This window comes from Sphingobacterium sp. UBA5670 (assembly GCF_002420705.1).
Classification (GTDB): domain Bacteria; phylum Bacteroidota; class Bacteroidia; order Sphingobacteriales; family Sphingobacteriaceae; genus Sphingobacterium.
On record NZ_DIIM01000019.1, the window covers coordinates 91,023 to 113,645 of the forward strand.

Annotated in this window: 35 protein-coding genes; 34 read left to right on the plus strand and 1 reads right to left on the minus strand. The window is 39.0% G+C overall.

The features are described from left to right. The first annotated feature begins 97 nt into the window (after positions 1–97). The 3 genes from B3C94_RS16330 (at position 98) to B3C94_RS16340 (ending at position 4,222) form a co-directional block, all read left to right on the plus strand. Positions 98–2,125, plus strand: a complete 2,028-nt coding sequence (locus B3C94_RS16330) for a DUF7594 domain-containing protein (protein WP_293905549.1) — start codon at positions 98–100, stop codon at positions 2,123–2,125. A gap of 456 nt (positions 2,126–2,581) precedes the next feature. After that, positions 2,582–3,217 carry a hypothetical protein gene (locus tag B3C94_RS16335; protein WP_293905551.1) on the plus strand — a complete coding sequence of 212 codons (636 nt, stop codon included), beginning with the start codon at positions 2,582–2,584 and terminating at the stop codon, positions 3,215–3,217. A gap of 51 nt (positions 3,218–3,268) precedes the next feature. Continuing rightward, a complete protein-coding gene (locus B3C94_RS16340) occupies positions 3,269–4,222 on the plus strand; it encodes a helix-turn-helix transcriptional regulator (RefSeq protein WP_293905553.1) in 954 nt (317 codons plus the stop codon). A gap of 149 nt (positions 4,223–4,371) precedes the next feature. On the opposite strand, the gene B3C94_RS16345 is transcribed toward B3C94_RS16340, so the two are convergent. Next, positions 4,372–4,842, minus strand: a complete 471-nt coding sequence (locus B3C94_RS16345; protein WP_293905555.1) for a DinB family protein — start codon at positions 4,840–4,842, stop codon at positions 4,372–4,374. Between the two features lie 335 nt (positions 4,843–5,177). On the opposite strand from B3C94_RS16345, the gene rplC reads away from it, so the two are divergent. From rplC to B3C94_RS16500, 31 genes are all read left to right on the plus strand, one after another. After that, positions 5,178–5,795 (plus strand): 50S ribosomal protein L3, encoded by a 618-nt coding sequence (gene rplC / locus B3C94_RS16350; RefSeq protein ID WP_046674864.1) that lies wholly within the window; start codon positions 5,178–5,180, stop codon positions 5,793–5,795. Between the two features lie 5 nt (positions 5,796–5,800). Beyond that, positions 5,801–6,430: a 50S ribosomal protein L4 gene (gene rplD, locus B3C94_RS16355; protein ID WP_075990873.1), complete on the plus strand. Its 630-nt coding sequence runs from the start codon at positions 5,801–5,803 to the stop codon at positions 6,428–6,430. A 1-nt stretch (position 6,431) separates the two neighbouring features. Next, positions 6,432–6,722, plus strand: a complete 291-nt coding sequence (gene rplW / locus B3C94_RS16360) for a 50S ribosomal protein L23 (protein WP_293905559.1) — start codon at positions 6,432–6,434, stop codon at positions 6,720–6,722. A 6-nt stretch (positions 6,723–6,728) separates the two neighbouring features. Beyond that, entirely contained in the window at positions 6,729–7,556 is an 828-nt protein-coding gene (rplB, locus tag B3C94_RS16365) for a 50S ribosomal protein L2 (RefSeq protein WP_293905562.1), read from the plus strand. Next, positions 7,556–7,822, plus strand: coding sequence for a 30S ribosomal protein S19 (rpsS, locus tag B3C94_RS16370; RefSeq protein WP_002997495.1), 267 nt, complete (start codon positions 7,556–7,558; stop codon positions 7,820–7,822). The genes rplB and rpsS overlap by 1 nt, the downstream gene beginning before the upstream one ends. 6 nt (positions 7,823–7,828) lie before the next feature. Continuing rightward, entirely contained in the window at positions 7,829–8,263 is a 435-nt protein-coding gene (rplV, locus tag B3C94_RS16375; RefSeq protein ID WP_077438121.1) for a 50S ribosomal protein L22, read from the plus strand. Between the two features lie 11 nt (positions 8,264–8,274). Then, positions 8,275–9,069 (plus strand): 30S ribosomal protein S3, encoded by a 795-nt coding sequence (gene rpsC / locus B3C94_RS16380; RefSeq protein ID WP_293905566.1) that lies wholly within the window; start codon positions 8,275–8,277, stop codon positions 9,067–9,069. 62 nt (positions 9,070–9,131) lie between these two features. Continuing rightward, positions 9,132–9,554 (plus strand): 50S ribosomal protein L16, encoded by a 423-nt coding sequence (gene rplP / locus B3C94_RS16385; protein WP_046674870.1) that lies wholly within the window; start codon positions 9,132–9,134, stop codon positions 9,552–9,554. A gap of 92 nt (positions 9,555–9,646) precedes the next feature. Continuing rightward, entirely contained in the window at positions 9,647–9,865 is a 219-nt protein-coding gene (gene rpmC, locus B3C94_RS16390) for a 50S ribosomal protein L29 (protein WP_153844935.1), read from the plus strand. A gap of 14 nt (positions 9,866–9,879) precedes the next feature. Beyond that, positions 9,880–10,134 carry a 30S ribosomal protein S17 gene (rpsQ, locus tag B3C94_RS16395; protein WP_046674872.1) on the plus strand — a complete coding sequence of 85 codons (255 nt, stop codon included), beginning with the start codon at positions 9,880–9,882 and terminating at the stop codon, positions 10,132–10,134. Between the two features lies 1 nt (position 10,135). Further along, a complete protein-coding gene (gene rplN / locus B3C94_RS16400) occupies positions 10,136–10,504 on the plus strand; it encodes a 50S ribosomal protein L14 (RefSeq protein ID WP_046674873.1) in 369 nt (122 codons plus the stop codon). A gap of 2 nt (positions 10,505–10,506) precedes the next feature. Then, positions 10,507–10,851 carry a 50S ribosomal protein L24 gene (rplX, locus tag B3C94_RS16405; RefSeq protein WP_070570406.1) on the plus strand — a complete coding sequence of 115 codons (345 nt, stop codon included), beginning with the start codon at positions 10,507–10,509 and terminating at the stop codon, positions 10,849–10,851. Continuing rightward, entirely contained in the window at positions 10,851–11,420 is a 570-nt protein-coding gene (gene rplE, locus B3C94_RS16410) for a 50S ribosomal protein L5 (protein ID WP_046674875.1), read from the plus strand. The genes rplX and rplE overlap by 1 nt, the downstream gene beginning before the upstream one ends. Further along, positions 11,413–11,682 carry a 30S ribosomal protein S14 gene (gene rpsN, locus B3C94_RS16415; protein ID WP_028071569.1) on the plus strand — a complete coding sequence of 90 codons (270 nt, stop codon included), beginning with the start codon at positions 11,413–11,415 and terminating at the stop codon, positions 11,680–11,682. Before rplE ends, rpsN begins: the two co-directional genes overlap by 8 nt. A gap of 136 nt (positions 11,683–11,818) precedes the next feature. After that, positions 11,819–12,220, plus strand: coding sequence for a 30S ribosomal protein S8 (gene rpsH / locus B3C94_RS16420; RefSeq protein WP_223584601.1), 402 nt, complete (start codon positions 11,819–11,821; stop codon positions 12,218–12,220). A gap of 21 nt (positions 12,221–12,241) precedes the next feature. Beyond that, positions 12,242–12,796 (plus strand): 50S ribosomal protein L6, encoded by a 555-nt coding sequence (gene rplF, locus B3C94_RS16425; RefSeq protein WP_293905570.1) that lies wholly within the window; start codon positions 12,242–12,244, stop codon positions 12,794–12,796. After that, a complete protein-coding gene (gene rplR, locus B3C94_RS16430) occupies positions 12,793–13,155 on the plus strand; it encodes a 50S ribosomal protein L18 (protein ID WP_409456343.1) in 363 nt (120 codons plus the stop codon). Before rplF ends, rplR begins: the two co-directional genes overlap by 4 nt. 27 nt (positions 13,156–13,182) lie before the next feature. Further along, entirely contained in the window at positions 13,183–13,686 is a 504-nt protein-coding gene (gene rpsE, locus B3C94_RS16435) for a 30S ribosomal protein S5 (protein WP_312338078.1), read from the plus strand. A gap of 5 nt (positions 13,687–13,691) precedes the next feature. Then, positions 13,692–13,871, plus strand: a complete 180-nt coding sequence (rpmD, locus tag B3C94_RS16440) for a 50S ribosomal protein L30 (RefSeq protein WP_046674880.1) — start codon at positions 13,692–13,694, stop codon at positions 13,869–13,871. Positions 13,872–13,989: 118 nt separating this feature from the next. Continuing rightward, positions 13,990–14,436, plus strand: coding sequence for a 50S ribosomal protein L15 (gene rplO, locus B3C94_RS16445; RefSeq protein WP_046674881.1), 447 nt, complete (start codon positions 13,990–13,992; stop codon positions 14,434–14,436). Positions 14,437–14,439: 3 nt separating this feature from the next. Beyond that, on the plus strand, positions 14,440–15,777 hold the full coding sequence (gene secY, locus B3C94_RS16450) for a preprotein translocase subunit SecY (RefSeq protein ID WP_046674882.1): 1,338 nt from the start codon (positions 14,440–14,442) through the stop codon (positions 15,775–15,777). A 9-nt stretch (positions 15,778–15,786) separates the two neighbouring features. Continuing rightward, positions 15,787–16,569, plus strand: a complete 783-nt coding sequence (gene map / locus B3C94_RS16455) for a type I methionyl aminopeptidase (protein ID WP_120333131.1) — start codon at positions 15,787–15,789, stop codon at positions 16,567–16,569. 74 nt (positions 16,570–16,643) lie between these two features. Next, complete coding sequence (gene infA / locus B3C94_RS16460) at positions 16,644–16,862, plus strand: translation initiation factor IF-1 (RefSeq protein ID WP_002997456.1); 219 nt, start codon at positions 16,644–16,646, stop codon at positions 16,860–16,862. A gap of 45 nt (positions 16,863–16,907) precedes the next feature. After that, positions 16,908–17,024, plus strand: coding sequence for a type B 50S ribosomal protein L36 (gene ykgO, locus B3C94_RS16465; RefSeq protein ID WP_013665024.1), 117 nt, complete (start codon positions 16,908–16,910; stop codon positions 17,022–17,024). 30 nt (positions 17,025–17,054) lie between these two features. Continuing rightward, the gene (gene rpsM, locus B3C94_RS16470) at positions 17,055–17,432 is read left to right on the plus strand and encodes a 30S ribosomal protein S13 (protein WP_112373918.1); all 378 of its coding nucleotides are present in this window, start codon (positions 17,055–17,057) and stop codon (positions 17,430–17,432) included. Positions 17,433–17,442: 10 nt separating this feature from the next. Next, a complete protein-coding gene (rpsK, locus tag B3C94_RS16475) occupies positions 17,443–17,832 on the plus strand; it encodes a 30S ribosomal protein S11 (RefSeq protein WP_046674885.1) in 390 nt (129 codons plus the stop codon). Between the two features lie 60 nt (positions 17,833–17,892). Beyond that, positions 17,893–18,501 (plus strand): 30S ribosomal protein S4, encoded by a 609-nt coding sequence (rpsD, locus tag B3C94_RS16480; RefSeq protein ID WP_293905585.1) that lies wholly within the window; start codon positions 17,893–17,895, stop codon positions 18,499–18,501. 96 nt (positions 18,502–18,597) lie between these two features. Beyond that, a complete protein-coding gene (locus B3C94_RS16485; RefSeq protein WP_293905587.1) occupies positions 18,598–19,590 on the plus strand; it encodes a DNA-directed RNA polymerase subunit alpha in 993 nt (330 codons plus the stop codon). Positions 19,591–19,699: 109 nt separating this feature from the next. Continuing rightward, on the plus strand, positions 19,700–20,209 hold the full coding sequence (rplQ, locus tag B3C94_RS16490; protein ID WP_293905589.1) for a 50S ribosomal protein L17: 510 nt from the start codon (positions 19,700–19,702) through the stop codon (positions 20,207–20,209). A 157-nt stretch (positions 20,210–20,366) separates the two neighbouring features. Continuing rightward, complete coding sequence (locus B3C94_RS16495) at positions 20,367–21,512, plus strand: aspartate aminotransferase family protein (protein WP_293905591.1); 1,146 nt, start codon at positions 20,367–20,369, stop codon at positions 21,510–21,512. Positions 21,513–21,656: 144 nt separating this feature from the next. Continuing rightward, on the plus strand, positions 21,657–22,619 hold the full coding sequence (locus B3C94_RS16500; RefSeq protein ID WP_293905593.1) for an acetylornithine carbamoyltransferase: 963 nt from the start codon (positions 21,657–21,659) through the stop codon (positions 22,617–22,619). Positions 22,620–22,623: the final 4 nt, after the last annotated feature.

The window sequence follows — 22,623 nt, forward strand, 5'->3', positions numbered from 1 at the left end:
AGTAGCGATAGATAAACAATATGATCTACATCTCCCGGATGTATTAAAGGCATATTGTTCCAATTATAAATTACCAATATCATAAATCTAACAAAGAATGAGAACAACAAACAGTAAACTCAGATTCATTGCAGTCGCATTGATGAGTACACTTTCGGCAATGATGGCCTGTCATAAGGATATGCTGAAGCTGGAAAGCTCTATTGCTCAGCTGCAAAAAAAAGCGGCTACTTTTGATTCCGCAAATGAGGTCAGCCTTTTGCCTGCGGCAGATGCGTATGTTCAGGATGGGGCCAATGCCAGTACAAATTATGGTGATAATAGTTGGCTGATTGCCAAAGATGACGCCTCAGGTTATCGAAGAGATATTTATCTGCGTTTTGATCTGACCGCATTGCCCAGCAATATTACTAGTGTCCAGTCGGTACGGATTGAATTGGCTGGAGGGGTGGCTAGTGCTGCGGATACAGCAAATGCCAAGTGGCTTTACTACACAACCTTGGAAAAAGATTGGGGTGAGAAAACGATCAATTGGAATAATGCGCCAGCCACAGGGGAAAAGCTTGGAGAGATCAATGGAAAACTGAAAGTTACAAATGGAATTGTCTATTTTGATATTCCCGTCTCTGTGCTTCAAGCAGCTTTGGATTCGGACAGAAAATTGTCCATTAAGATTGTCGCACAGCGAAAAATCACCGGCTCTACTTCATTTTATTCTGACTTTCAATCTAAAGAAGCACAGGATGTGGGACTTCGACCAAAGTTGAAAATTAATTACACAGCATCAGTGTCAAACTTTTATGACAACCTAGTCATGGATAAAATTAGCTTTGACTCGATCAAGCTTGATCTCACAACATCATCTGCCGCTCAAACACTAATTAACAATCAAGTTACCGTCAAAGCAAATGATGCATTAAATGCAATTCCTACTCCGGTTGCAAAAATTTCAGATCCCGATGGCAAAAACAAAGTACAGACTGATGCAGCTAAAGTGTATTCGTTGGCCCTACAATATTTTTTGTTTCAGGAGCAGTCAAACGCGGGGCAATATGTTGATAAGGCGAAGGAATTCCTCCTTTCTTGGGCAACCATTAATGTAGCAATAAGCCAGACGCCTGATGAAAGTATATATCTTCCATTTTTTACCGGATATTCACTTATTCGTGCAAAAATTGATGCTAATAGTAGGACGACGATCGACAATTGGTTACATACAAGATATAACTTTTACAAAACTCAATCGGTCAGAACAAATAATTGGGAAACTATCCGAAACCTTCTGATGATTGATATCGCTTATATACTGAATGACGGAACGCTTATTAACCAAGCGACTTCAGATTTTAGTACTCATCATAATAAAAACTACCGCGCTGATGGCGCAAGCGTGGATTTTCTAGGGCGTGATGCATTTGCCTACCATGTTTATGATATGGAATTTATGGGACAGATTGGCCGTACCCTGTATATTAAACGGGGGCGTGCTACGGTTGACAGTTTGGTTAATCACCGTGCGACAAAATGGGTAAATTTGCGCATCAATTCCAATGACAGCCCTGTGCTTGGAGGATCTATTGCTGATGCGGTTTCGTTTATGTCGCCTTATGTAATGGACCCTGCCAATAATATTCATCTTGAGTTTGTCAATACAGAATGGGCTCCCGATAAAACTAGAGCCGATTATAATAAGCCATTTAATGCGGCAGGATCCAGTTATGCTTTTGTCCAGATGGCTGCGATTATGAAGAACGAGATGTTCGGTTTCCTGAGAAAGTTAAATCCTAGTTTCACCAGATATACTGATTTGCGTTACTATATTAATTCTTTTGGGCCATCGTTAAGTGCTTCGACTGCGGCAAATGTGACATTATATGGTGATACTCCTTTCCGTGGCTGGTATAAACAGCTTAGCGTTGGAAACTACAGCCTTACTGATTTGCAAGGATTGGGTATTGCGAATGACCAATTAAGCAGTATCAGCGTTCCAAATGGTTTTAAAGTCACACTCTATGAGAATGGAGATTTTACAGGAAATTCTGTGCTGTTAACAGGGCATGCTATTGATCTGTCAATCCTAAACTTTAACGATAAGACATCTTCGCTGGTGGTTGAACATCTTTAGTCAATTTATCTAAATGAACGCATAAAACAAAGGTTGATGTGCCTTTAACCTGTCCTGATTGCTATTATGTAGCGGCATTGGTGTGGTATGACCAAATTGCTTCGTGGAGAAAAGGTAATCAAGCAGTATCGGGAGGTTTTTTGAGTTTTCAACAAAGTTATTAACATCATGTGGAAAAAGTGAAGTATACGAGCTTAGTCATTTTATCGTATTCCCTGTTAAAAATAATTTGCTTCGTCTAGTATATAAATAAACACCTATATAATACCAATTCCTATATTAACAGGGTAATTACAGGGGAATAACTCGGGGTTAGCAGGGGGTTAACAGGGGTATTACCCCTGTTAACCCCCTGCTATATCCTTGTAATAATAGTGTTACTCCTCTGTTAATAGAGAATTTGATATTAACTTGGTAATAAGTTATATACCATTATAAACTGAGGAGAGAAACATTATGGCAATTTTACAAAATGGTCCGAACGGCCCTATTGTTGGGAAATTTGGTTCTGTGAGTGCTTATCTATTGAATGGCCAAAATATCATACGCGGTGGCAAAAGAAAACGAACGTCTCCACCCAGTGAGGCCGAACTTCTAAATAGAGAAAAACAGAAAGTTGCAGGTAAGTTTGCCTCATGGAATAAAAGAATTCTTGAGTTTGGTTATCAATCGCTAGCGGAAAAAGGAAGTCGTGTAGGAGCTTTCCAATTGGCACAGCGCCACATTTTTAAAGAGACTCTTGAACTGGATGCCGAGAATAAGCCTTTCATTAACCCTGAAAAGCTGTTGCTATTTTCAGGTCCGCTTACCCCATTAGCCAACTGTCAAGTAAGCTTGGATGGCGATCGGATTGATCTTAGCTGGACTGTAGATGATCAATATAAAAGCAGTATATATAAAATCAATCTGGGACTCATAGGATTCGATACCGAGTCGCATTTGAGAACCTCCATTGCAAAAGTAAATCAGGGCTCCTGTTCATTGCAATTTGAGGAGATAAGCAGAAAAACAGGTGATCTCCATGTTTATGTTAACATATGGGATACACTTGAAGGCGACTTTTCGAATTCCATTTATTGTGGGGTTATATAGGTGTAGATGCTGAATTCGTAATTGATTTAGGCTTTTTGTACCTTTATCCCGATGACGGATATCCAGAAAAGATTTGATCGTATACTCGCTATTTACATGCATTTACAGGCCAAGCCTGTTGTGACAGCGGCGGCATTGGCAAAACGCTATGAAGTGAGCCAACGAACAATTTACCGTGATATCCGTTCTTTAATGCAGGCCGGAATACCAATTTATGGTGAAGCTGGAAGTGGATACTCTTTAGTGGAGGGCTATAAGATGCCGCCCCTGCAGTTTACAAGGGAAGAGGCGTTGAGTTTTGTTGCAGCAGAGAAATTGGTCGAGAAATATACGGATCGGAACCTAGCTCACCATTTTGCCACCGCACTGCTGAAAATGAAAGCCATCTTAAGGGGGAATGAAAAGGAGCAAGTTGCACTGGTTGGAGACAACTTTCTCGTTCGGGGCGGACGCCATCAGTTCAATGAAAAGTTGACCCATGGTACCAATATTCTGATTGAAAGCATCGCTGCAAAAAAATGTGTTGAAATCTATTATTCCAAACCATCCGATAAAACGCCGGAAAGACGCGAGATCGAAGCCGTTGGTATTTTTGTGGAAAGTAAGTTTTGGTATATTCTTGCTTTTTGTAAGCTAAGGAATGATTATAGGCAATTCCGTCTGGACAGAATAAACAACATCAGAATACTTGCCGATGATTTTGCAAATGAGCATCCCGAACTCTCTTATTTTCTGAATAAGCGCCACGAAGTGCCTACAACGAAAGTCATTATACAGGTGGACAAGGATATGGCCCGCTACATGGAATGGGACCGCCACTATTTTGGCTTCCAAAAGGAAATCGTTGCGGATAACTACGTGGAGATGCATTTTGAAAGTATAAATATGGAGAATGGTTTTGCACGCTGGTATCTGATGTTTGCCGATAAAGGTAGGATTATTGAGCCTGAATCACTAAAAGAAGCGGTGAAGCGTTTGCTTTCGGCTGCTTTGGAGCAAGTTTAGCCGAAAACGAAGGAATTAAGGGGCCCATGCTATAGCAAAGGAAAAACCTGTTCGGCTGAAAGGAAGGATGCCGAACAAGTTAGACTGTAATTGTATTAAAAAAGTTTTGATCCACTTTAGGATAAAACTGCCGTTGCCGGTATCAGGTATTAGCCTCTTTCCCAGAAAAATGGTGGTTGGATACCCAGTAAACGTAAATAGACAAATGCCTGTCCGCGATGATGGATCTCATTGTCGATAAAATATAAAATACTGTGAATGACTGGCGATTTATATTGTCCAAATAAGTTGAATTCTTCTGCAAATCGTTCTTCCGAAATCTTATTAAATAGTTCGGTAATCTGAGGGGTTGCTTCATCCCATGCCTGAAGTAATTGTGCTTTGCTTGAGTAGCCTAAATTTTCATTGAGTTCACCACTTTTGTTGTTCACAATTTCCTGGAGTCCCGGAACAGCGATTCCTAATAGTTCCTTAGTCATGTCTGCGAAAGTTCGCATGCCTTCAACCTTATAATTGAACAATTCTTCTTCAGGGAATTTTTCAATGGTTTGTCTCGTCAAAGTTCGGTGGCCCAACCAATGTGCAAGTAGTTCGTGTTTGGAAATGATGTCTGTTTTCATAATCATTGTATGATAAGTTTTTAAAGATTTTTACATCGCATCTCGCGCTGTATGACAATTCAAAATTACAGCGGTCTGTGACAGCTGTATGGCAGTAGAAATAAAGAAATGTATTTTTATTTTTCCGCATCTGATTTAGTCGGAGCGGAGAGCTGGATAGGTATTATTCGGAAATTTGGGTTGGATGAAGAGGAGATCTAGAAAATAAAAAAATAATTCACTAATTATTTGACAGTTATAAAAATGTTTGTAACTTTGCAGTCCCTTAATGGGAATAGTATGTCTTGAGCGAAGCCCTACTGCTTCGAAGGACTTTTAATTAATTAATTTACAACATGTCAGGTATTATTGGAAAAAAAGTAGGAATGACGAGCCTGTTTAACGCTGATGGGAAAAATATTCCTTGTACAGTGATTCAGGCCGGGCCGTGCGTGGTTACGCAGATACGTACGGAAGAAAAGGATGGCTACTCGGCAATTCAACTTGGTTTCGACGAAGCTAAGGAGAAAAACACGACAGCTCCTTTGAAAGGGCACTTTGCGAAAGCAAACACAACGCCTAAGCGTAAGTTGGTAGAGTTTAAAACTTTCCCAGATGCAAAACAACTTGGTGACGTAGTTGACGTTACTCTTTTTGAAGAAGGCGAGTACGTAGATGTAGTCGGTACTTCAAAAGGTAAAGGTTTCCAAGGTGTCATGAAACGTCATGGATTTGGTGGTGTAGGTGGTGCGACTCACGGTCAGCATAACAGATTACGTGCTCCAGGTTCATTAGGTGCTTCATCATGGCCTTCACGCGTATTCAAAGGTATGCGCATGGCTGGTCGTACAGGTGGTGACAGAGTTAAAGTTCAAAACTTACAGGTGTTGAAAGTTTACGCTGAGCAAAACCTTATCGTTGTTAGTGGTTCCATTCCAGGAGCTAAAGGTTCTTATGTAATCGTAGACAAATAGTAGAGATGGAAGTTAAAGTTTTAAATTTATCAGGTAAAGAAACAGGTGCCAAGGTGCAACTTCCTGAGTCGGTATTTGGGTTAGAGCCTAACGATCATGCGATCTATTTGGATGTGAAACAATACTTAGCGAACCAACGCCAAGGAACTCACAAATCTAAACAACGTAACGAAATCGCGGGTTCTACTCGTAAATTACACAAACAAAAAGGTACTGGTGGTGCTCGTGCGGGTTCTATCAAATCTCCATTGTTTAACGGTGGTGGTCGTGTATTCGGTCCTCAACCTCGTGACTACTCGTTCAAATTGAACAAAAAATTGAAACAAGTAGCACGTAAATCAGCGTTGTCTTACAAAGCAAAAGATAATAACATTGTGGTATTGGATGAAGTAAAATTCGATGCTATCAAAACTAAAAACTATGTTGCTTTAATCAATGCGTTGAATGTAGCTGATGAGAAAACATTGTTGGTATTGCCAGCTTACGATGAAATTGTTTATAAATCAAGCAGAAACTTGAAAAAAGCAAAAGTTATTGTTGCATCTGATTTAAATACATATGATGTATTGAACGCAACAAAATTATTGTTGACTACAGATTCTGTTAAATCTTTGGAGGAAGCATTAGCTAAGTAATATGGACATTATTAAAAAACCTATCTTGACTGAGAAAGCTTCTATGTTAACGGAAAAATTAAACCGTTACGCTTTCAAAGTAGATCACAGAGCAAACAAAATCCAGATTAAAGCAGCTGTTGAGGCTATGTTTGGTGTTACAGTTCTTGCTGTAAATACTGCAGTAGTAGCTGGTAAAGCAAAAAGCCGTTACACAAAAGCAGGTTTCGTATCTGGTAGAGCTCCTAAGTATAAAAAGGCTGTCATTACTATTAAAGACGGCGAAACTATTGACTTTTACAGTACTATATAATACAAAATGGCAGTTAAAAGATTCAAACCGGTAACCCCTGGTACTCGTTTTAGAGTAGGCGCAGACTACTCTGATGTTACTACAAACGTTCCTGAAAAATCGTTAGTAGTTAAAATCAACAAGAAATCAGGCGGTCGTAATAACTCCGGTAAAATGACTATGCGTTATCTCGGTGGGGGACATAAAAAAGTATACCGATTAATTGATTTCAAACGCGATAAAAAAGATATCCCTGCAAAAGTAGCTACTATCGAGTACGATCCGAATCGTACTGCTCGTATTGCCTTGTTGCATTACGCTGATGGTGAAAAACGTTACATCCTTGCTCCAGCTGGTTTAGAAGTTGGTCAAACTGTAATTGCAGGTGATAAAGTTGCCCCAGAAGTTGGTAATACATTACCATTAGCAAACATTCCATTGGGTTCTATCATCCACAACATTGAATTAAATCCTGGTCAAGGAGGTTCAATTGCTCGTTCGGCTGGTACTTATGCTCAATTGTCTGCTCGTGATGGTAAATATGCCATCATCAAATTACCTTCGAGCGAAACACGTATGATCTTATTGACTTGTGTTGCTACAATTGGTTCTGTATCGAACCATGAGAGATCTAACCAAGTGTTAGGTAAAGCAGGTCGCAAACGTTGGTTAGGTCGTCGTCCAAGAGTTCGTGGTGTTGCGATGAACCCAGTAGATCACCCTATGGGTGGTGGTGAAGGCCGTACTTCAGGAGGTCACCCACGCTCACGTACAGGTGTATTAGCTAAAGGCTTCAAAACACGTTACAAGAAGAAAACATCGAATCGTTACATCATTGAGAGAAGGAAAAAATAATGGCTCGTTCAATTAAAAAAGGTCCTTATATCGATCACAACTTAGAAAGAAAAGTTCTTTCTATGAATGAAACTAACAAGAAGTCAGTTATCAAAACATGGTCTCGTAGATCAATGATTTCACCTGATTTTGTTGGCCATACCTTCGCAGTGCACAACGGGAATAAATTTATCCCTGTTTATGTAACAGAAAATATGGTAGGTCACAAGCTTGGTGAATTCGCGCCTACGCGTACATTCAGAGGCCACGCAGAAAAGAAAAAATAATAGGTAATGGAAGCAACAAAAAAACTTAAAAAGTCTGTCTTAATTAGACAACGCAAAGAGCAAGAGAAAGCTCAACAAGGAGGAGCTTCGGATGCCAAATTATTGAACTGCCCTACTTCGCCTCGTAAGATGCGTTTAGTGGTAGACTTAATTCGTGGTCAACGTGTTGAAAATGCTTTATACATTTTGAAACACTCAAGTAAAGAAGCTGCTGCTCGTGTAGAAAAATTATTATTATCTGCAATCAAAAACTGGGAAGCCAAAAATGAAGGTAAATCAGTGGAAGAAAGCGAACTAATTGTAAAAGAAGTATCAGTAGGTGGCGGTCGTCAATTGAAAAGATTACGTCCAGCTCCTCAAGGTCGCGGATACAGAGTTCGTAAACGTTCAAATCACGTTACGTTGGTAGTTGATAGCAAATTAAACGTTGAACAAAACTAATTTATTGAGAAATGGGACAAAAAGCAAATCCAATAGGTAGCAGATTAGGAATCATCAAAGGTTGGGATTCTAACTGGTTCGGAGGTAAAAACTATTCCGATAAATTAGTTGAAGACGAAAAAATCAGAAAATATCTTTCTGTTCGTATCGCAAAAGGTGGTGTAGCTAAAGTTGTTATCGAAAGAACTTTAAAACGTATCACTGTTACAATTCACACTGCTCGTCCAGGTATCGTTATCGGAAAAGGTGGTCAAGAAGTTGACAAGATCAAAGAAGAGTTGAAAAAACTGACTAAAAAGGATGTTCAAATCAACATTTTCGAGATCAAACGCCCTGAGTTAGATGCTAAGTTAGTAGCTGAAGGTGTCGCTAAACAATTAGAGGCACGTATTTCATTCCGTCGTGCAATGAAAACTTCAATCGCTTCTACCATGCGTATGGGTGCAGAAGGTATCAAAATCATGTGTTCTGGTCGTTTAGGTGGTGCTGAAATGGCGCGTACTGAACAATACAAAGAAGGAAGAACTCCTTTACACACATTGCGTGCTGATATCGACTACGCTTTAGCTGAAGCATTGACTACATACGGTAAAATTGGTATCAAAGTTTGGATCTGTAAAGGTGAGGTTTACGGTAAACGTGACTTATCTCCAAACATTGGTCAAGCATCTGGTGTAAAATCACGTGGCAACCACGAAGGTGGTGGCGATCGTCGCGATAACCGCAATAACAAAGGTGGTCGTGGTGGAAATAATCGTGGTGGAAACAACCGTGGTGGAAGCAACCGTGGTCCGAAAAAAGATTAATAGAGTTTATTTAGATTACAACAAAAACCTGCTGAAAAAGCAGATTTAAAAAGTATACGAACATGTTACAGCCAAAAAGAACGAAGTTCAGAAAGATGCAGAAAGGCCGCATGAAAGGTAACGCTTCTCGTGGAGCGGAGTTAGCTTTCGGTTCTTTCGGTATCAAAACAATGGAGCAAGCATGGATCACTAGTCGTCAAATCGAGGCAGCTCGTATTGCGGTTACACGTTATATGAAACGTGAAGGTCAAGTTTGGATTCGTATTTTCCCTGACAAACCTGTTACGAAAAAACCTGCAGAGGTACGTATGGGTAAAGGTAAGGGTGCTCCAGAATACTGGGTAGCAGTAGTACGCCCAGGCCGTATGTTATTTGAAGCAGAAGGTGTGCCTTTGGAAATTGCCAAAGAAGCTTTACGCCTTGCAGCTCAAAAACTTCCGGTTCAAACTAAGTTTGTGATTCGTAGAGACTACGTTGAAGCATAAAAATCTTGGTAATGTCATCATTTAAGCGTTAGGGCCGTTACCCCTAACGCTATATATAAAGCGATGATAACCCAAATAACAACTGAAAAAACATGAAAAATTCAGAAATTTTAGAATTATCTAATGAGGACTTAAAAGCTCGTCTTGTAGAAGAGAAAACAGCCCTTACAAAATTGAAATTTGCACATGCTGTTTCAGCTATTGAGAACCCTAACGTGATCAAAGCAGCACGCAGAACTATCGCTCGTATCAGTACAGAGATCAGTGCACGCAAAGCTGCAGCTAAAAATGAAACAGCCTCTGAGGCGTAAAATTTAAAGTCGAAATGGAAAGAAATTTAAGAAAAACAAGAATCGGCTTAGTAGTTAGCAACAAGATGGACAAATCTATCGTGGTATCAGTGGAACGTAAAGTGAAACACCCGATCTATGGTAAGTTCGTTAAAAAAACTACTAAATTTAAAGCTCATGACGAAACTAATACCTGCGGTATCGGCGATACGGTATTAATTATGGAAACTCGTCCGCTGAGTAAAACAAAAAACTGGAGATTAGTTGAAATTATAGAAAGAGCTAAATAACATGGTACAACAAGAATCAAGACTTAATGTAGCTGACAATAGCGGTGCTAAACAAGTTTTAGTAATCCGTGTATTGGGCGGTACGCGCAAGCGTTATGCATCAATCGGAGATAAGATTGTTGTATCGGTGAAAAGCGCTATGCCTTCAGGAAACGTGAAAAAAGGTTCCGTTTCTAAAGCAGTAGTCGTTAGAACGAAAAAGGAAATCCGTCGTAAAGATGGTTCATATATCCGTTTCGATGATAACGCCGCTGTATTATTAAATAATAATGATGAACCACGTGGTACACGTATCTTTGGCCCTGTTGCTAGAGAGTTGCGTGAGAAACAGTTCATGAAAATTGTATCATTAGCACCGGAGGTTTTATAATTATGGCACAGAAAACAAAAACAACTACGCACAAAATCAAAATTAAAAAAGGTGATTTAGTGAAAGTTATCGCTGGTAACTCTAAAGGTGTTCAAGGAAAAGTATTAACTGTTTTAGTGGATAAAAATAGAGCTATCGTTGAGGGCGCTAACATCGTAAAAAAACACACTAAACCAAGTGCAGCTAATCCTAATGGTGGTATCATTGAGAAAGAAGCTGGTATTCACATCTCTAATTTAGCTGTTATCGATCCTAAAACAGGTGCAACTACACGTGTAGGTCGTAAGTTAAATGCAGATGGTAAATTAGTTCGTTACGCTAAAAAATCAGGGGAGGAAATTAAATAATGACTTACGTACCAAGATTAAAAGTGAAATATGCGGAAGAAATCCGTAAAGCACTTCAAGAAAAATTTCAGTATAAAAGTATTATGCAGGTTCCTAAACTTGAGAAAATCGTTGTTTCACAAGGCGTAGGAGCTGCAACAGCTGACAAAAAATTAATCGATAACGCTATCGCTGAGTTGACTTTAATCACAGGTCAACAAGCTGTTGCTACAAAATCGAAAAAAGATATTTCAAACTTTAAATTACGTAAAGGTATGCCTGTAGGGGCACGTGTTACTTTACGTGACAACAATATGTTTGAATTCTTGGATCGTTTAGTAGCAGTATCGCTTCCACGTATTCGTGACTTCCGCGGTATCAACGATAAAGGTTTTGACGGACGTGGTAACTATAACTTAGGTATCACTGAACAAATCATTTTCCCTGAGATCAACATTGACAAAATCAACAAGATCCAAGGTATGGATATCACTTTCGTGACTTCTGCTCAAAATGATGTTGAAGCTTTAGAATTGTTGAAACAATTCGGTTTACCATTTAAAAATCAAAATACTAATAACAATGGCTAAAGAAGGATTAAAAGCACGCGAAGTAAAACGCGCTAAATTGGTAGCTAAATATGCGGCAAAACGTGCAGAATTAAAAGCTGCTGGCGATTACGTTGCATTAGATAAATTACCTAAAAATGCTTCTCCAGTACGTTTACACAATCGTTGTAAATTGACTGGCCGTCCTAAAGGATATATGCGTCAATTTGGTATCTCTCGTGTAACTTTCCGTGAGATGGCTTTAGATGGCAAAATCCCAGGGGTGAAAAAAGCTTCTTGGTAATTAAAAAAAAATACTTAATTTTGCCCGGGCAATTCAACTGAGGATTGCCGGGGTTTTTGCATTTTAAAATTGTTTAACAGATAGAAGGTCCCATACCAATGGTTGGGAGGGAAACCGCTGTCACAAATTTTCATATATAATGACTACAGATCCAATTGCGGATTACCTTACACGAGTAAGGAATGCCATCAAGGCCAACCACAGGGTTGTTGAAATTCCTGCATCGAACCTAAAAAAAGAGATCACTAAAGTTCTTTTTGATAAAGGTTACATTGCTAATTACAAATTCGATGAGAATGGCGTACAGGGTACGATCAAAATCGCATTGAAATATAACCCAATTAGCAAAATTCCGGCTATTCGTACGTTGACACGTGTGAGTAAACCTGGTTTAAGAAAGTATGCAAGCGTTGATACTATGCCTCGTGTTTTGAATGGTTTAGGTATTGCTATCTTGTCAACATCTAAAGGTGTAATGACAGATAAAGAAGCTAGACTTCAAAATGTTGGTGGTGAAGTTTTATGTTACGTTTATTAATCTAGGTAAAAGCACAAAGAAATGTCAAGAATTGGAAAAGCGCCTATCGCTATCCCTGCTGGGGTAACTGTTACTATTTCGGACAAAAACTTAGTTTCAGTAAAAGGTCCTAAAGGCGAATTAACACAACAAGTTGACCGTGACATCACTATTGCTCAAGAAGAAGGCAATATTGTTGTAACACGTCCAACTGATCAAAAGAAACACAAAGCATTACACGGTCTATACCGTTCCCTGTTGGCTAACATGGTTCACGGTGTGACTGAAGGTTACAAAACTACGCAAGAGTTAGTCGGTGTAGGTTACCGTGCTTCAAGTACTGGTAATGTATTAGAGTTAACTTTAGGTTTCTCTCACCAGATTGTTTTTGTATTGCCAAACGAGGTTAAAGTATCAACTACTGCTGACAAAGGTAAAAACCCTACAATCACTTTAGAGTGTGCTGACAAACAATTGATCGGTCAGATAGCGGCTAAAATCCGTGGCTTCCGTAAACCAGAACCTTACAAAGGAAAAGGTATCAAGTTTGAAGGTGAAGTATTGAGAAGAAAAGCAGGTAAATCAGCTAAAAAATAATAATCATGGCAGGACAAAAAGCATCTCGTAGAGAGAGAATCAAAAAAGGAATCAGAAAAAACCTTGCTGGAACGTCTGAACGTCCACGTTTATCGGTTTTTAGAAGTAACAAAGGTATCTATGCGCAAATCATTGATGACAATGCAGGTAAAACATTAGTTGCTGCATCTAGTTTATCGAAAGAATTTACTGCATCTGGTAACAAAGTTGAACAGTCTAAAGCTGTAGGTAAATTGGTTGCTGAGAAAGCAGTAGCAGCAGGTATTAATAAAGTAGTTTTTGACCGTAATGGGTACTTATACCATGGCCGTATCAAATCTTTGGCTGAAGGTGCTCGCGAAGGCGGTTTAGACTTTTAATCATAGAAAGAAATGGCATTAAGCAATATAAAAAGAGTAAAATCAAGCGAAATTGAATTAAAAGATCGCTTAGTAAGTATCCAACGTGTAGCAAAAGTTACTAAAGGTGGTCGTACTTTCAGCTTCTCTGCAATTGTTGTAGTAGGTGATGAAAACGGTATCGTTGGTTACGGTTTAGGTAAAGCTAAAGAGGTAACTGAGGCAATCACTAAAGGTATCGACGACGCAAAGAAAAATTTGGTTAAAGTTCCTATTATCAAAGGTACTGTGCCTCATGAGCAATATGGTAAATATTCTGGTGGTTCAGTTTTGGTTAAACCAGCTATCGCCGGTACGGGAGTTTTAGCAGGTGGTGCAATGCGTGCCGTATTGGAGTCTGCTGGTATCAAAGACGTATTGGCTAAATCATTAGGTTCTTCTAACCCACACAACGTGGTAAAAGCAACTGTAACTGCTTTAGCAAACATGCGTGATGCATATACAGTAGCACAACACCGCGGTGTCGATTTAAACAAAGTATTTAACGGTTAATTATCATGGCAAAAATCAAAATCACCCAGATAAAGAGCGTTATCGACAGAAGCGAGCGCCAAAAGAAAACTATTGAGGCATTGGGTTTGAAAAGAATCAACCACTCAGTAGAAGTTGAAGCTACTCCATCAATTATTGGAATGGTACGTAAAGTAAACCATTTAGTAGCTATCGAAACTATTTAATATTAGCATATGGAAAGGGCCTTTTGGCTCTTTCCATTACTTGTATTTATAATAATTATTTTTTAATCGCTAGTACCTGTTTAGTGAGAGCGAAGGGCTAGCACAATTTAGTTTAAAAATGAACTTAAGTAATTTAAAACCTGCAAAAGGTGCAGTAAAAAGTAGCAAACGTATTGGCCGTGGTACTGGTTCTGGTCGTGGTGGTACTTCAACGCGTGGTCACAAAGGTGCTGGTTCTCGTTCAGGTCACTCTACGAAAATCGGTTTCGAAGGTGGTCAGATGCCTTTGCAACGTCGTGTGCCTAAATTTGGTTTCAAAAACATCAACCGTGTTGAGTATAATGGTGTAAACTTAGATACTTTACAAGCGTTGATCGAGAAATACAATTTGACAGCTGTAGATTTCGACGCATTGAAAGCTCATGGTTTAGTGTCTAAAAATGACAAAGTTAAAATCTTGGGTCGCGGTGAATTGAAAGCTAAAGTTGAAGTAACAGCGCACGCGTTTACTGCTTCTGCTCAAAAAGCTATCGAAGCTGCAGGCGGTTCTATCGTTAAAATTTAATAAATGAAGAAACTAATCACAACCTTAACCAATATTTGGAAAATCGATGATTTACGTACGCGTATTCTAAATACCTTACTTTTTCTTTTGATTTACCGTATTGGATGTCACGTGGTATTACCAGGTGTAAATCCTCACGCTTTGGCTTCTGGTCAAAAAGAGGGTTTATTGGGCTTATTGGATATGTTCGCGGGGGGATCGTTCTCTCGCTCGGCTATCTTTGCTTTAGGGGTAATGCCATATATCTCGGCATCCATTGTTGTTCAATTGCTGGGCATCGCGGTTCCTTACTTCCAAAAGATGCAGAAAGAAGGGGAAAGTGGTCGTCAAAAAATGAATCAGATTACTCGCTATTTAACATTAGGGATTACTTTGCTTCAGGCTTTTGCTTATGTACGTACTCAGATCGAGCCAAGTGCTAAGACAATAGCTGACCCATTATTCACTATTCTGACTGCCATAGTTTTGACAGGCGGTACTTTATTTGTGATGTGGTTAGGGGAAAAAATTACGGATAAAGGTATCGGTAATGGTATTTCTTTGATCATCATGACTGGTATTATCGCTCAATTGCCAAGTGGTATCACTGCGGAATGGGTTTCTAGAATGGCGAAAGGTGGTGGTGGTCCAATTCCATTGTTGCTTGAATTTGTGGCTTTGTTCTTTGTTGTGATCTTTACGATCTTAATCGTACAAGGGGTTCGTAAGATTCCTGTACAATACGCAAAGAAAATCGTTGGAAACAAGCAAGTCGGTGGAGTACGTCAGTATATACCTTTAAAGGTAAATGCTGCAGGTGTAATGCCTATCATTTTTGCGCAAGCAATCATGTTTGTGCCAATGAGTTTGGGACAGTTCTTCCCAAATCTTCAGTCGGAATTTTTGACTTCGTTGAGTAACTATACTTCTGTAGCATACAACGTGACATTTGCGGTGTTAATTATCGCATTTACGTTTTTCTATACAGCGATTATGGTGAACCCACAACAGATGTCGGATGACATGAAGAAGAACGGAGGATTTGTACCAGGTATTAAACCGGGATTGGAAACTAGTAATTTTATAGACCGCGTAATATCAAATATTACATTTCCAGGTGCAATTTTCTTAGCGATCATTGCTATTCTACCTGCTATTGCAAGTTTGTTTGGTATTAATAATCAATTTGCGCACTTCTACGGTGGTACGTCATTATTGATTTTAGTAGGTGTGGTGTTGGATACTTTGCAACAGATCGAATCTCATTTATTGATGCGTCATTATGATGGATTAATGAAAACAGGTCGTATTAAAGGCCGTTCGGCTGCGTCTGTTGAGGGAATGGATCATTCGGCAATTTAATTTCTTTAGATGTCTAAAGTATTTTATAAGTCAGCAGAAGATATAGAGCAATTGCGGAAGTCAGCAGATGTGCTTTCGCAATTGCTTGGTGAAATCGCAAAAGTGATTAAACCTGGGGTAAAGACTATATCTCTTGATAAATTAGCTTATGAGTATATTCATGATAACGGCGGGACGCCTGCGTTCTTAAATTATCAAGGATTTCCATATTCTTTGTGTATATCTGTCAACGATCAAATTGTACACGGCTTTCCAAGTGATTATGAAATTAAAGATGGAGATCTTGTTTCGGTCGATGGTGGTGTCAATCTGAATGGCTTTATCAGTGATTCCGCTTATACTTTTGGTGTAGGGGAGATTTCTGAAGAGGCACAGTTATTACTGGATGTAACAAAGGAATCATTGTACAAAGGTGTTGAACAGGCGGTGGCTGGTAAACGTGTTGGGGATATTTCTTCGGCTGTGCAGGAGTATGTGAACAAATTCGGATTCGGAATTGTTCGTGAGCTGGTTGGACACGGCGTTGGTTACCACTTACATGAAAAACCGGAGGTTCCCAATTATGGAAAACGGGGTGCTGGTCCTAAATTGGAAGAAGGTTTGGTCATTTGTATCGAACCGATGATCAATGCAGGCCGCGCGGGCGTTCGTTTTTGGGACGATGGTTGGACAGTAAGTACAGTGGATGGGAAATTATCGGCGCACTTCGAACAGATGGTTGCAATCCGAAAAGGAGAACCAGATGTGTTGCTGACATTCGAACATGTAGAGAAAGTTTTGAACAAAAAGTAGTTGGTTTTCAATTATTTTTATTTATCTTTGCACTCCTGTTCGCAGGCTTTTAAATTAAATTTAATCGAGAATATATGGCTAAACAAGCCTCAATAGAACAAGACGGTATAATTAGAGAGGCACTTTCTAATGCTATGTTTAGGGTAGAGTTGGAAAATGGACATGAAATCATTGCCCATATTTCTGGTAAAATGCGTATGCACTATATCAAAATTTTACCTGGTGATAAAGTTAAATTGGAAATGTCTCCGTATGATTTGACTAAAGGAAGGATTACTTATCGCTATAAATAGCAGTAAGCCTTTGTATTAGCGCAAGCTTTTGAAAAAATAAATATCATGAAAGTAAGAGCATCAATAAAAAAACGTAGCGCGGACTGTAAGATCATCCGTCGTAAAGGTAAAGTTTTTGTAATCAACAAAAAGAACCCAAAGTTTAAACAACGTCAGGGTTAATTCATTAAAAAAATAATAGCTTAATATTATATGGCAAGGATAGCAGGTATTGATTTACCTAAAAACAAAAGAGGTGTGATCGGCCTTACCTATATTTTTGGTATCGGTCGTACAAGAGCTGAATATATCTTGGAAAAAGCTGGTATCAGCGAAGATGTGAAGGTACAAGAGTGGAATGATGATCAATTGGCAGCAATTCGTACCATCATTAACGACGAATTGAAAGTTGAAGGTGCATTACGTTCTGAAATTCAATTAAACATCAAACGTTTAATGGATATCGGTTGTTACCGTGGATTGCGTCACCGTAAACACTTACCAGTTCGTGGTCAACGTACTAAAAACAACTCACGTACTCGTAAAGGTAAACGTAAGACAGTTGCAAACAAGAAAAAAGCTACTAAATAATAAATAAGAAATGGCTAAAACTAAAAAAGCTGCAAAAAAGCGTATCGTTGTTATCGAACCTGTAGGTCAGGCTCACATTAACGCAACGTTTAACAATATCATTGTAACTTTGACAAATAATCAAGGTCAAACTATTTCTTGGTCTAGTGCTGGTAAAATGGGTTTCCGTGGTTCTAAAAAGAACACTCCATATGCTGCTGGTCAAGCTGCACAAGACTGTGGAAAAGTTGCTCACGACTTGGGTTTACGTAAAGTTGAAGTGTTTGTTAAAGGACCTGGTGCTGGTCGTGAATCAGCAATCAGAACATTGCAAACTGTAGGAATCGATGTGACTACTATTAAAGATATCACTCCACTTCCTCACAATGGTTGTCGTCCTCCAAAACGCAGAAGAGTTTAATTAATTTAAAGATAAGATTCATCGGCTATAGGCTGATAGATACTTTAATTGTAAAAGAAAATGGCTAGATATACAGGACCTAAGTCCAAAATTGCCCGTAAATTTAGAGAGCCGATCTTCGGCCCAGATAAAGCGTTAGAAAAGAAAAATTACCCTCCTGGACAACATGGAGCTTCTAAACGCAGAGGTAAACAATCTGAATATGCTATTCAGTTGTTAGAAAAACAAAAAGCAAAATACACTTACGGTGTATTGGAGCGTCAATTCGCAAACTTATTTGTTAAAGCTGCCTCTAAACAAGGTATTACAGGTGAGATCTTCTTGAAATTGTTAGAAGCTCGCTTGGATAACGTAGTTTACCGTTTAGGTATCGCTACTTCTCGTGCCGCTGCTCGCCAGTTGGTATCCCACAAACACGTTACTGTTAACGGCGAAGTTGTTAACATTCCATCATATAGCTTGCGTCCAGGTGACGTTGTAGCAGTTCGTGAACGTTCTCAAACACTTGAAGCCATCACAAATTCAGTTGCAGGTCGTACTGTAAACAAATTTTCTTGGTTAGAGTGGAATGCGAAAGAATTGACAGGTACTTTCTTAAGCTATCCAGAAAGAGCTGACATTCCTGAAAACATCAAAGAGAACTTAATCGTTGAGTTATACTCTAAATAATAAATAAAATAGAAGAATGCATAGTCCAATTTTTGGGGTATGCATCTTCTATTGTATTACAATTATTATTACAAATAAAACATTAAAAGAAAATAAATGGCAATTTTAGCATTTCAAAGACCGGATAAAGTTATCATGCAAAAATCTACGGATTTTGATGGTACGTTTGAATTTCGTCCATTGGAGCCTGGTTTTGGTGTAACCATTGGTAATGCTTTGCGCCGTATTCTATTGTCCTCTTTAGAAGGATATGCAATTACGTCGATAAGGTTTTCTGGCGTTTCGCACGAATTTTCAACGATCAAAGGTGTTGTTGAAGACGTAACTGAAATTATCTTGAACTTGAAACAAATTCGTTTCAAAAAAACAGGTGAGATTGGCGACAACGAAAAGGTATTTGTAGTAATCAATGGTCAAGAACAATTCTTAGCTGGTGATATCACAAAGTTCTCTAATAACTTTACGGTCTTAAACCCAGACATGGTAATCTGTAACATGGATAATTCAGTGACAATTGAATTGGAATTGAGTATTGCCAAAGGTCGTGGATACGTAAATGCTGATGAGAATAAAGTTGCTGATGCTCCAGTAGGTGTTATCGCAATCGATTCGATCTTTACTCCGATCAAGAATGTTAAATATACCATTGAGAATTACCGTGTAGAGCAAAAAACTGACTACGAGAAATTGTTGTTGGATATCTCTACTGATGGCTCAATTCACCCCGAAGAAGCTTTGAAAGAAGCTGCTAAGATCTTAATTCAGCACTTTATTTTATTCTCTGACGAGAATATGCTTCTTGAGTCTCAAACGAAAGAAGAAACTAAAGTTGTTGATGAAGAAATCTTACATATGCGTAAGATTTTGAAAACAGAATTAGTAGATCTTGATCTTTCAGTTCGTGCACTGAACTGTTTGAAAGCTGCGGATATTCGCACATTAGCTGAGTTAGTAACTTATGACGTAGCTGATATGTTGAAATTCAGAAACTTCGGTAAAAAATCGTTAAGTGAAATCCAAGAATTGGTTAAATCGAAAGGTTTATCATTCGGAATGAACTTGGCAAAATACAAATTAGACGAAGAATAATAATTTATTAAGCGACCGCTAGTCGTAATTCCTTTTGGCTGTCTGAGTATGTGATATTCACATTACTGACATATACAAAAACGGTACGATTAGTATAATAAAATCCAAAATGAGACACGGAAAAAAAGTAAATCACTTAGGCCGTACGGATAGCCATAGAAAAGCAATGTTGGCTAACATGGCAACGTCATTGATCAAACACAAACGTATTACAACTACTTTGGCTAAAGCTAAAGCATTACGTACGTATGTTGAGCCTTTGATTACTAAATCTAAAAACGATACGACTCACTCACGTCGTACAGTATTCGCTTACTTGAAAGATAAAGACGCAGTTTCTATCTTATTCCGCGAGATTTCTGAAAAAGTAGCTAACCGTCCAGGTGGTTATACTCGTATCATCAAAATGGAAAACCGTTTAGGTGATAACGCAGAGATGGCGTTCATCGAGTTAGTTGATTACAACGAAATCTACGGTAAAAAAGCTGAGGCTACTGAGAAAAAAGCTACTCGTCGTCGTGGTGGTGCTAAAAAAGCTGCTGCTGCTACTGCTGAAACTGAAGCTCCTGCAGAAGTGAAAGCTGAAGTAGAAGGTGAAGAAAAAGTAGACGGAGAATAGTATTCTTCTGATCTAGCATAAAAAAGTCCTCTTTTTAAGGGGACTTTTTTTATTTTATGACCATTCCTACCGTTATAACTAATATATTTGTAATGCTAAAATCTGATAGCTTTTTCTATTACTAGCTATTTCGTTTATCAATCTATAATTCATTAAGATGAAACCATTTGATGTTTATCCCATTAATCCCATTAACATAGTAAAGGCTAATGGATCAACGGTGTGGGATGCCGAAGGAAATGCTTACTTGGACTTGTATGGTGGTCATGCTGTGATATCGATCGGACACACGCACCCACATTATGTACAGCGTATAACAGAGCAATTGAACCGTATTGGGTTCTATTCTAATTCTGTTGAAATTCCAATTCAGCGTGAACTTGCCCGATTATTGGGCGAAGTTTCGGGTAAGGTTGATTACGATTTATTCCTTTGCAATTCGGGGGCGGAAGCGAACGAAAATGCATTGAAATTGGCTTCGTTTTATAACAAGCGGAAAAAGGTGATTGCATTTTCAAAAGCTTTTCACGGTAGGACTTCTTTAGCTGTAGCTGCTACGGACAATCCAACTATTGTCGCCCCGGTTAACGAAACGGAGCATGTAGTTTTTCTTCCTTTCAATGATGAGACTGCACTTAAAGAGGCTTTTAGCTCCTATGGGGAGGAGATCTCTTCAGTTATCGTTGAAAGTATCCAAGGCGTAGGCGGGATCCGCGAGGCTTCTGTGTCTTTTCTTCAATTGATTCGCTCTCTTTGTGATCAATATAATGCGGTATTTATTGCTGATGAAGTTCAATGTGGCTATGGTAGGACAGGACTGTTCTATGCGCAGGATTATTCAGGCGTTGATGCTGATATTTATACGATGGCAAAAGGTATGGGTAATGGTTTCCCTATAGGAGCAATAAGTATATCCCCCAAGTTTAAGGCTACTTACGGAAGTCTGGGAACAACTTTTGGTGGAAATCACCTCGCATGTGCGGCAGCTTTGGCTGTTTTAGAAATCATCCAGCAGGATAAGCTGATGGAGAATGCGGCAGAAGTAGGCGCATATCTTATCAATGAATTAAAGCAAATTGAGGAAATTGTTGAAGTGCGTGGGAGAGGTTTAATCATTGGTATTGAACTTCCAGAATCTTTGGCACATGTTAAGAAAGATCTCTTATTAAAGAACCGTATCTTTACAGGTGAGGCTAAACCTTTCGTGATTCGTTTGTTGCCGGCGTTGAATATTACGAAGGAACATGCTGATCAGTTTTTATCGGCCTTGAAAGAACATATCAAAGCGGTCGCAGTTGCATAAAAAATTGTAGAGCTGACATCAGATTAGCGCATAAGCTCTTTGGCTAAGCAAATCTGATTGTGCTTTTTAGTAATTTAAAGTATATATGGAGTGCGGTGCAGACATTTTATGCTGTTAAAAATGTACTCGAATAAATAAATATAGATGAAAAAGTTTTTCTCTGTTAAGGATGTTCCTAGTGTAGCGGACGTTGTTCAAGAAGCGTTAAGTTTGAAAGCTGCACCATATGACAATCAGGACCTTGGTAAACATAAAACACTGGGACTTGTATTTTTGAATCCAAGTTTGCGTACGCGTTTGAGTACACAAAAAGCGGCGATGAATTTGGGTATGAATGTCATGGTCATGAATATGGATAAAGATGGTTGGGCCCTTGAGACACAAGACGGTGTCGTGATGAATGGGACAACTGTGGAACATATTCGTGAGGCAGCAGCAGTTATGGGGGAGTATTGTGATATTTTGGGACTTCGTTCGTTTCCAAAACTGAAAGATCGTGAAGAGGACTATAGTGAAGACTTGTTCAATAAGTTCATCAAATATTGTGGTGTCCCTGTTGTTTCCTTAGAGAGTGCAACACGTCACCCGCTACAGAGCTTGACAGACATCATTACAATAACTGAGTATAAGAAGACTAAGAAACCAAAAGTTGTATTGGCTTGGGCTCCACATGTTAAGGCTTTGCCTCAGGCGGTACCTAACTCTTTTGCTGAATGGATGTGTAAAGCACAAGCGGAGGGATTGGTTGACTTTACAATCGCTCAGCCCATGGGGTATGAGTTAAGTGAGGAATTCACTGCTGGAGCAAGTATATCTAATAATTTGGAGGAAAGCTTAAAAGATGCTGATTTTGTCTATGTGAAAAACTGGTCTTCTTATCAAGAATATGGCGAAGTGTATGGTGTAGACGAAGATTGGATGATGGATAATAAAAAGCTTCGTTTGACAAACGATGCCAAAGTAATGCATTGCTTGCCGGTAAGAAGAGATTTAGAGCTATCTTCTGAAATTTTGGATGGACCAAATTCACTTGTTATTAAAGAGGCAAGCAATCGTGTATGGGCTGCTCAGGTGGTTTTGAAGCGTATGCTAGAGGATCTGGTATAATACG

Excerpts from the sequence above, each read along its gene's own strand:
- B3C94_RS16500 (WP_293905593.1), top strand. The coding sequence starts at position 21,657 with ATGAAAAAGTTTTTCTCTGTTAAGGATGTTCCTAGTGTAGCGGACGTT.
- ykgO (WP_013665024.1), top strand. The coding sequence starts at position 16,908 with ATGAAAGTAAGAGCATCAATAAAAAAACGTAGCGCGGACTGTAAGATC.
- secY (WP_046674882.1), top strand. The coding sequence starts at position 14,440 with ATGAAGAAACTAATCACAACCTTAACCAATATTTGGAAAATCGATGAT.
- rpsC (WP_293905566.1), top strand. The coding sequence starts at position 8,275 with ATGGGACAAAAAGCAAATCCAATAGGTAGCAGATTAGGAATCATCAAA.
- rplB (WP_293905562.1), top strand. The coding sequence starts at position 6,729 with ATGGCAGTTAAAAGATTCAAACCGGTAACCCCTGGTACTCGTTTTAGA.
- B3C94_RS16495 (WP_293905591.1), top strand. The coding sequence starts at position 20,367 with ATGAAACCATTTGATGTTTATCCCATTAATCCCATTAACATAGTAAAG.
- rpsN (WP_028071569.1), top strand. The coding sequence starts at position 11,413 with ATGGCTAAAGAAGGATTAAAAGCACGCGAAGTAAAACGCGCTAAATTG.
- B3C94_RS16340 (WP_293905553.1), top strand. The coding sequence starts at position 3,269 with ATGACGGATATCCAGAAAAGATTTGATCGTATACTCGCTATTTACATG.
- rpsD (WP_293905585.1), top strand. The coding sequence starts at position 17,893 with ATGGCTAGATATACAGGACCTAAGTCCAAAATTGCCCGTAAATTTAGA.
- rplN (WP_046674873.1), top strand. The coding sequence starts at position 10,136 with ATGGTACAACAAGAATCAAGACTTAATGTAGCTGACAATAGCGGTGCT.
- infA (WP_002997456.1), top strand. The coding sequence starts at position 16,644 with ATGGCTAAACAAGCCTCAATAGAACAAGACGGTATAATTAGAGAGGCA.
- B3C94_RS16485 (WP_293905587.1), top strand. The coding sequence starts at position 18,598 with ATGGCAATTTTAGCATTTCAAAGACCGGATAAAGTTATCATGCAAAAA.
- B3C94_RS16335 (WP_293905551.1), top strand. The coding sequence starts at position 2,582 with ATGGCAATTTTACAAAATGGTCCGAACGGCCCTATTGTTGGGAAATTT.
- rpsQ (WP_046674872.1), top strand. The coding sequence starts at position 9,880 with ATGGAAAGAAATTTAAGAAAAACAAGAATCGGCTTAGTAGTTAGCAAC.
- rpmD (WP_046674880.1), top strand. The coding sequence starts at position 13,692 with ATGGCAAAAATCAAAATCACCCAGATAAAGAGCGTTATCGACAGAAGC.
- rplD (WP_075990873.1), top strand. The coding sequence starts at position 5,801 with ATGGAAGTTAAAGTTTTAAATTTATCAGGTAAAGAAACAGGTGCCAAG.
- map (WP_120333131.1), top strand. The coding sequence starts at position 15,787 with ATGTCTAAAGTATTTTATAAGTCAGCAGAAGATATAGAGCAATTGCGG.
- rpsM (WP_112373918.1), top strand. The coding sequence starts at position 17,055 with ATGGCAAGGATAGCAGGTATTGATTTACCTAAAAACAAAAGAGGTGTG.
- rpmC (WP_153844935.1), top strand. The coding sequence starts at position 9,647 with ATGAAAAATTCAGAAATTTTAGAATTATCTAATGAGGACTTAAAAGCT.
- rplO (WP_046674881.1), top strand. The coding sequence starts at position 13,990 with ATGAACTTAAGTAATTTAAAACCTGCAAAAGGTGCAGTAAAAAGTAGC.
- rplQ (WP_293905589.1), top strand. The coding sequence starts at position 19,700 with ATGAGACACGGAAAAAAAGTAAATCACTTAGGCCGTACGGATAGCCAT.
- rplV (WP_077438121.1), top strand. The coding sequence starts at position 7,829 with ATGGAAGCAACAAAAAAACTTAAAAAGTCTGTCTTAATTAGACAACGC.
- rplX (WP_070570406.1), top strand. The coding sequence starts at position 10,507 with ATGGCACAGAAAACAAAAACAACTACGCACAAAATCAAAATTAAAAAA.
- B3C94_RS16345 (WP_293905555.1), bottom strand. The coding sequence starts at position 4,842 with ATGAAAACAGACATCATTTCCAAACACGAACTACTTGCACATTGGTTG.
- B3C94_RS16330 (WP_293905549.1), top strand. The coding sequence starts at position 98 with ATGAGAACAACAAACAGTAAACTCAGATTCATTGCAGTCGCATTGATG.
- rplW (WP_293905559.1), top strand. The coding sequence starts at position 6,432 with ATGGACATTATTAAAAAACCTATCTTGACTGAGAAAGCTTCTATGTTA.
- rpsK (WP_046674885.1), top strand. The coding sequence starts at position 17,443 with ATGGCTAAAACTAAAAAAGCTGCAAAAAAGCGTATCGTTGTTATCGAA.
- rplE (WP_046674875.1), top strand. The coding sequence starts at position 10,851 with ATGACTTACGTACCAAGATTAAAAGTGAAATATGCGGAAGAAATCCGT.
- rplF (WP_293905570.1), top strand. The coding sequence starts at position 12,242 with ATGTCAAGAATTGGAAAAGCGCCTATCGCTATCCCTGCTGGGGTAACT.
- rpsS (WP_002997495.1), top strand. The coding sequence starts at position 7,556 with ATGGCTCGTTCAATTAAAAAAGGTCCTTATATCGATCACAACTTAGAA.
- rplC (WP_046674864.1), top strand. The coding sequence starts at position 5,178 with ATGTCAGGTATTATTGGAAAAAAAGTAGGAATGACGAGCCTGTTTAAC.
- rplP (WP_046674870.1), top strand. The coding sequence starts at position 9,132 with ATGTTACAGCCAAAAAGAACGAAGTTCAGAAAGATGCAGAAAGGCCGC.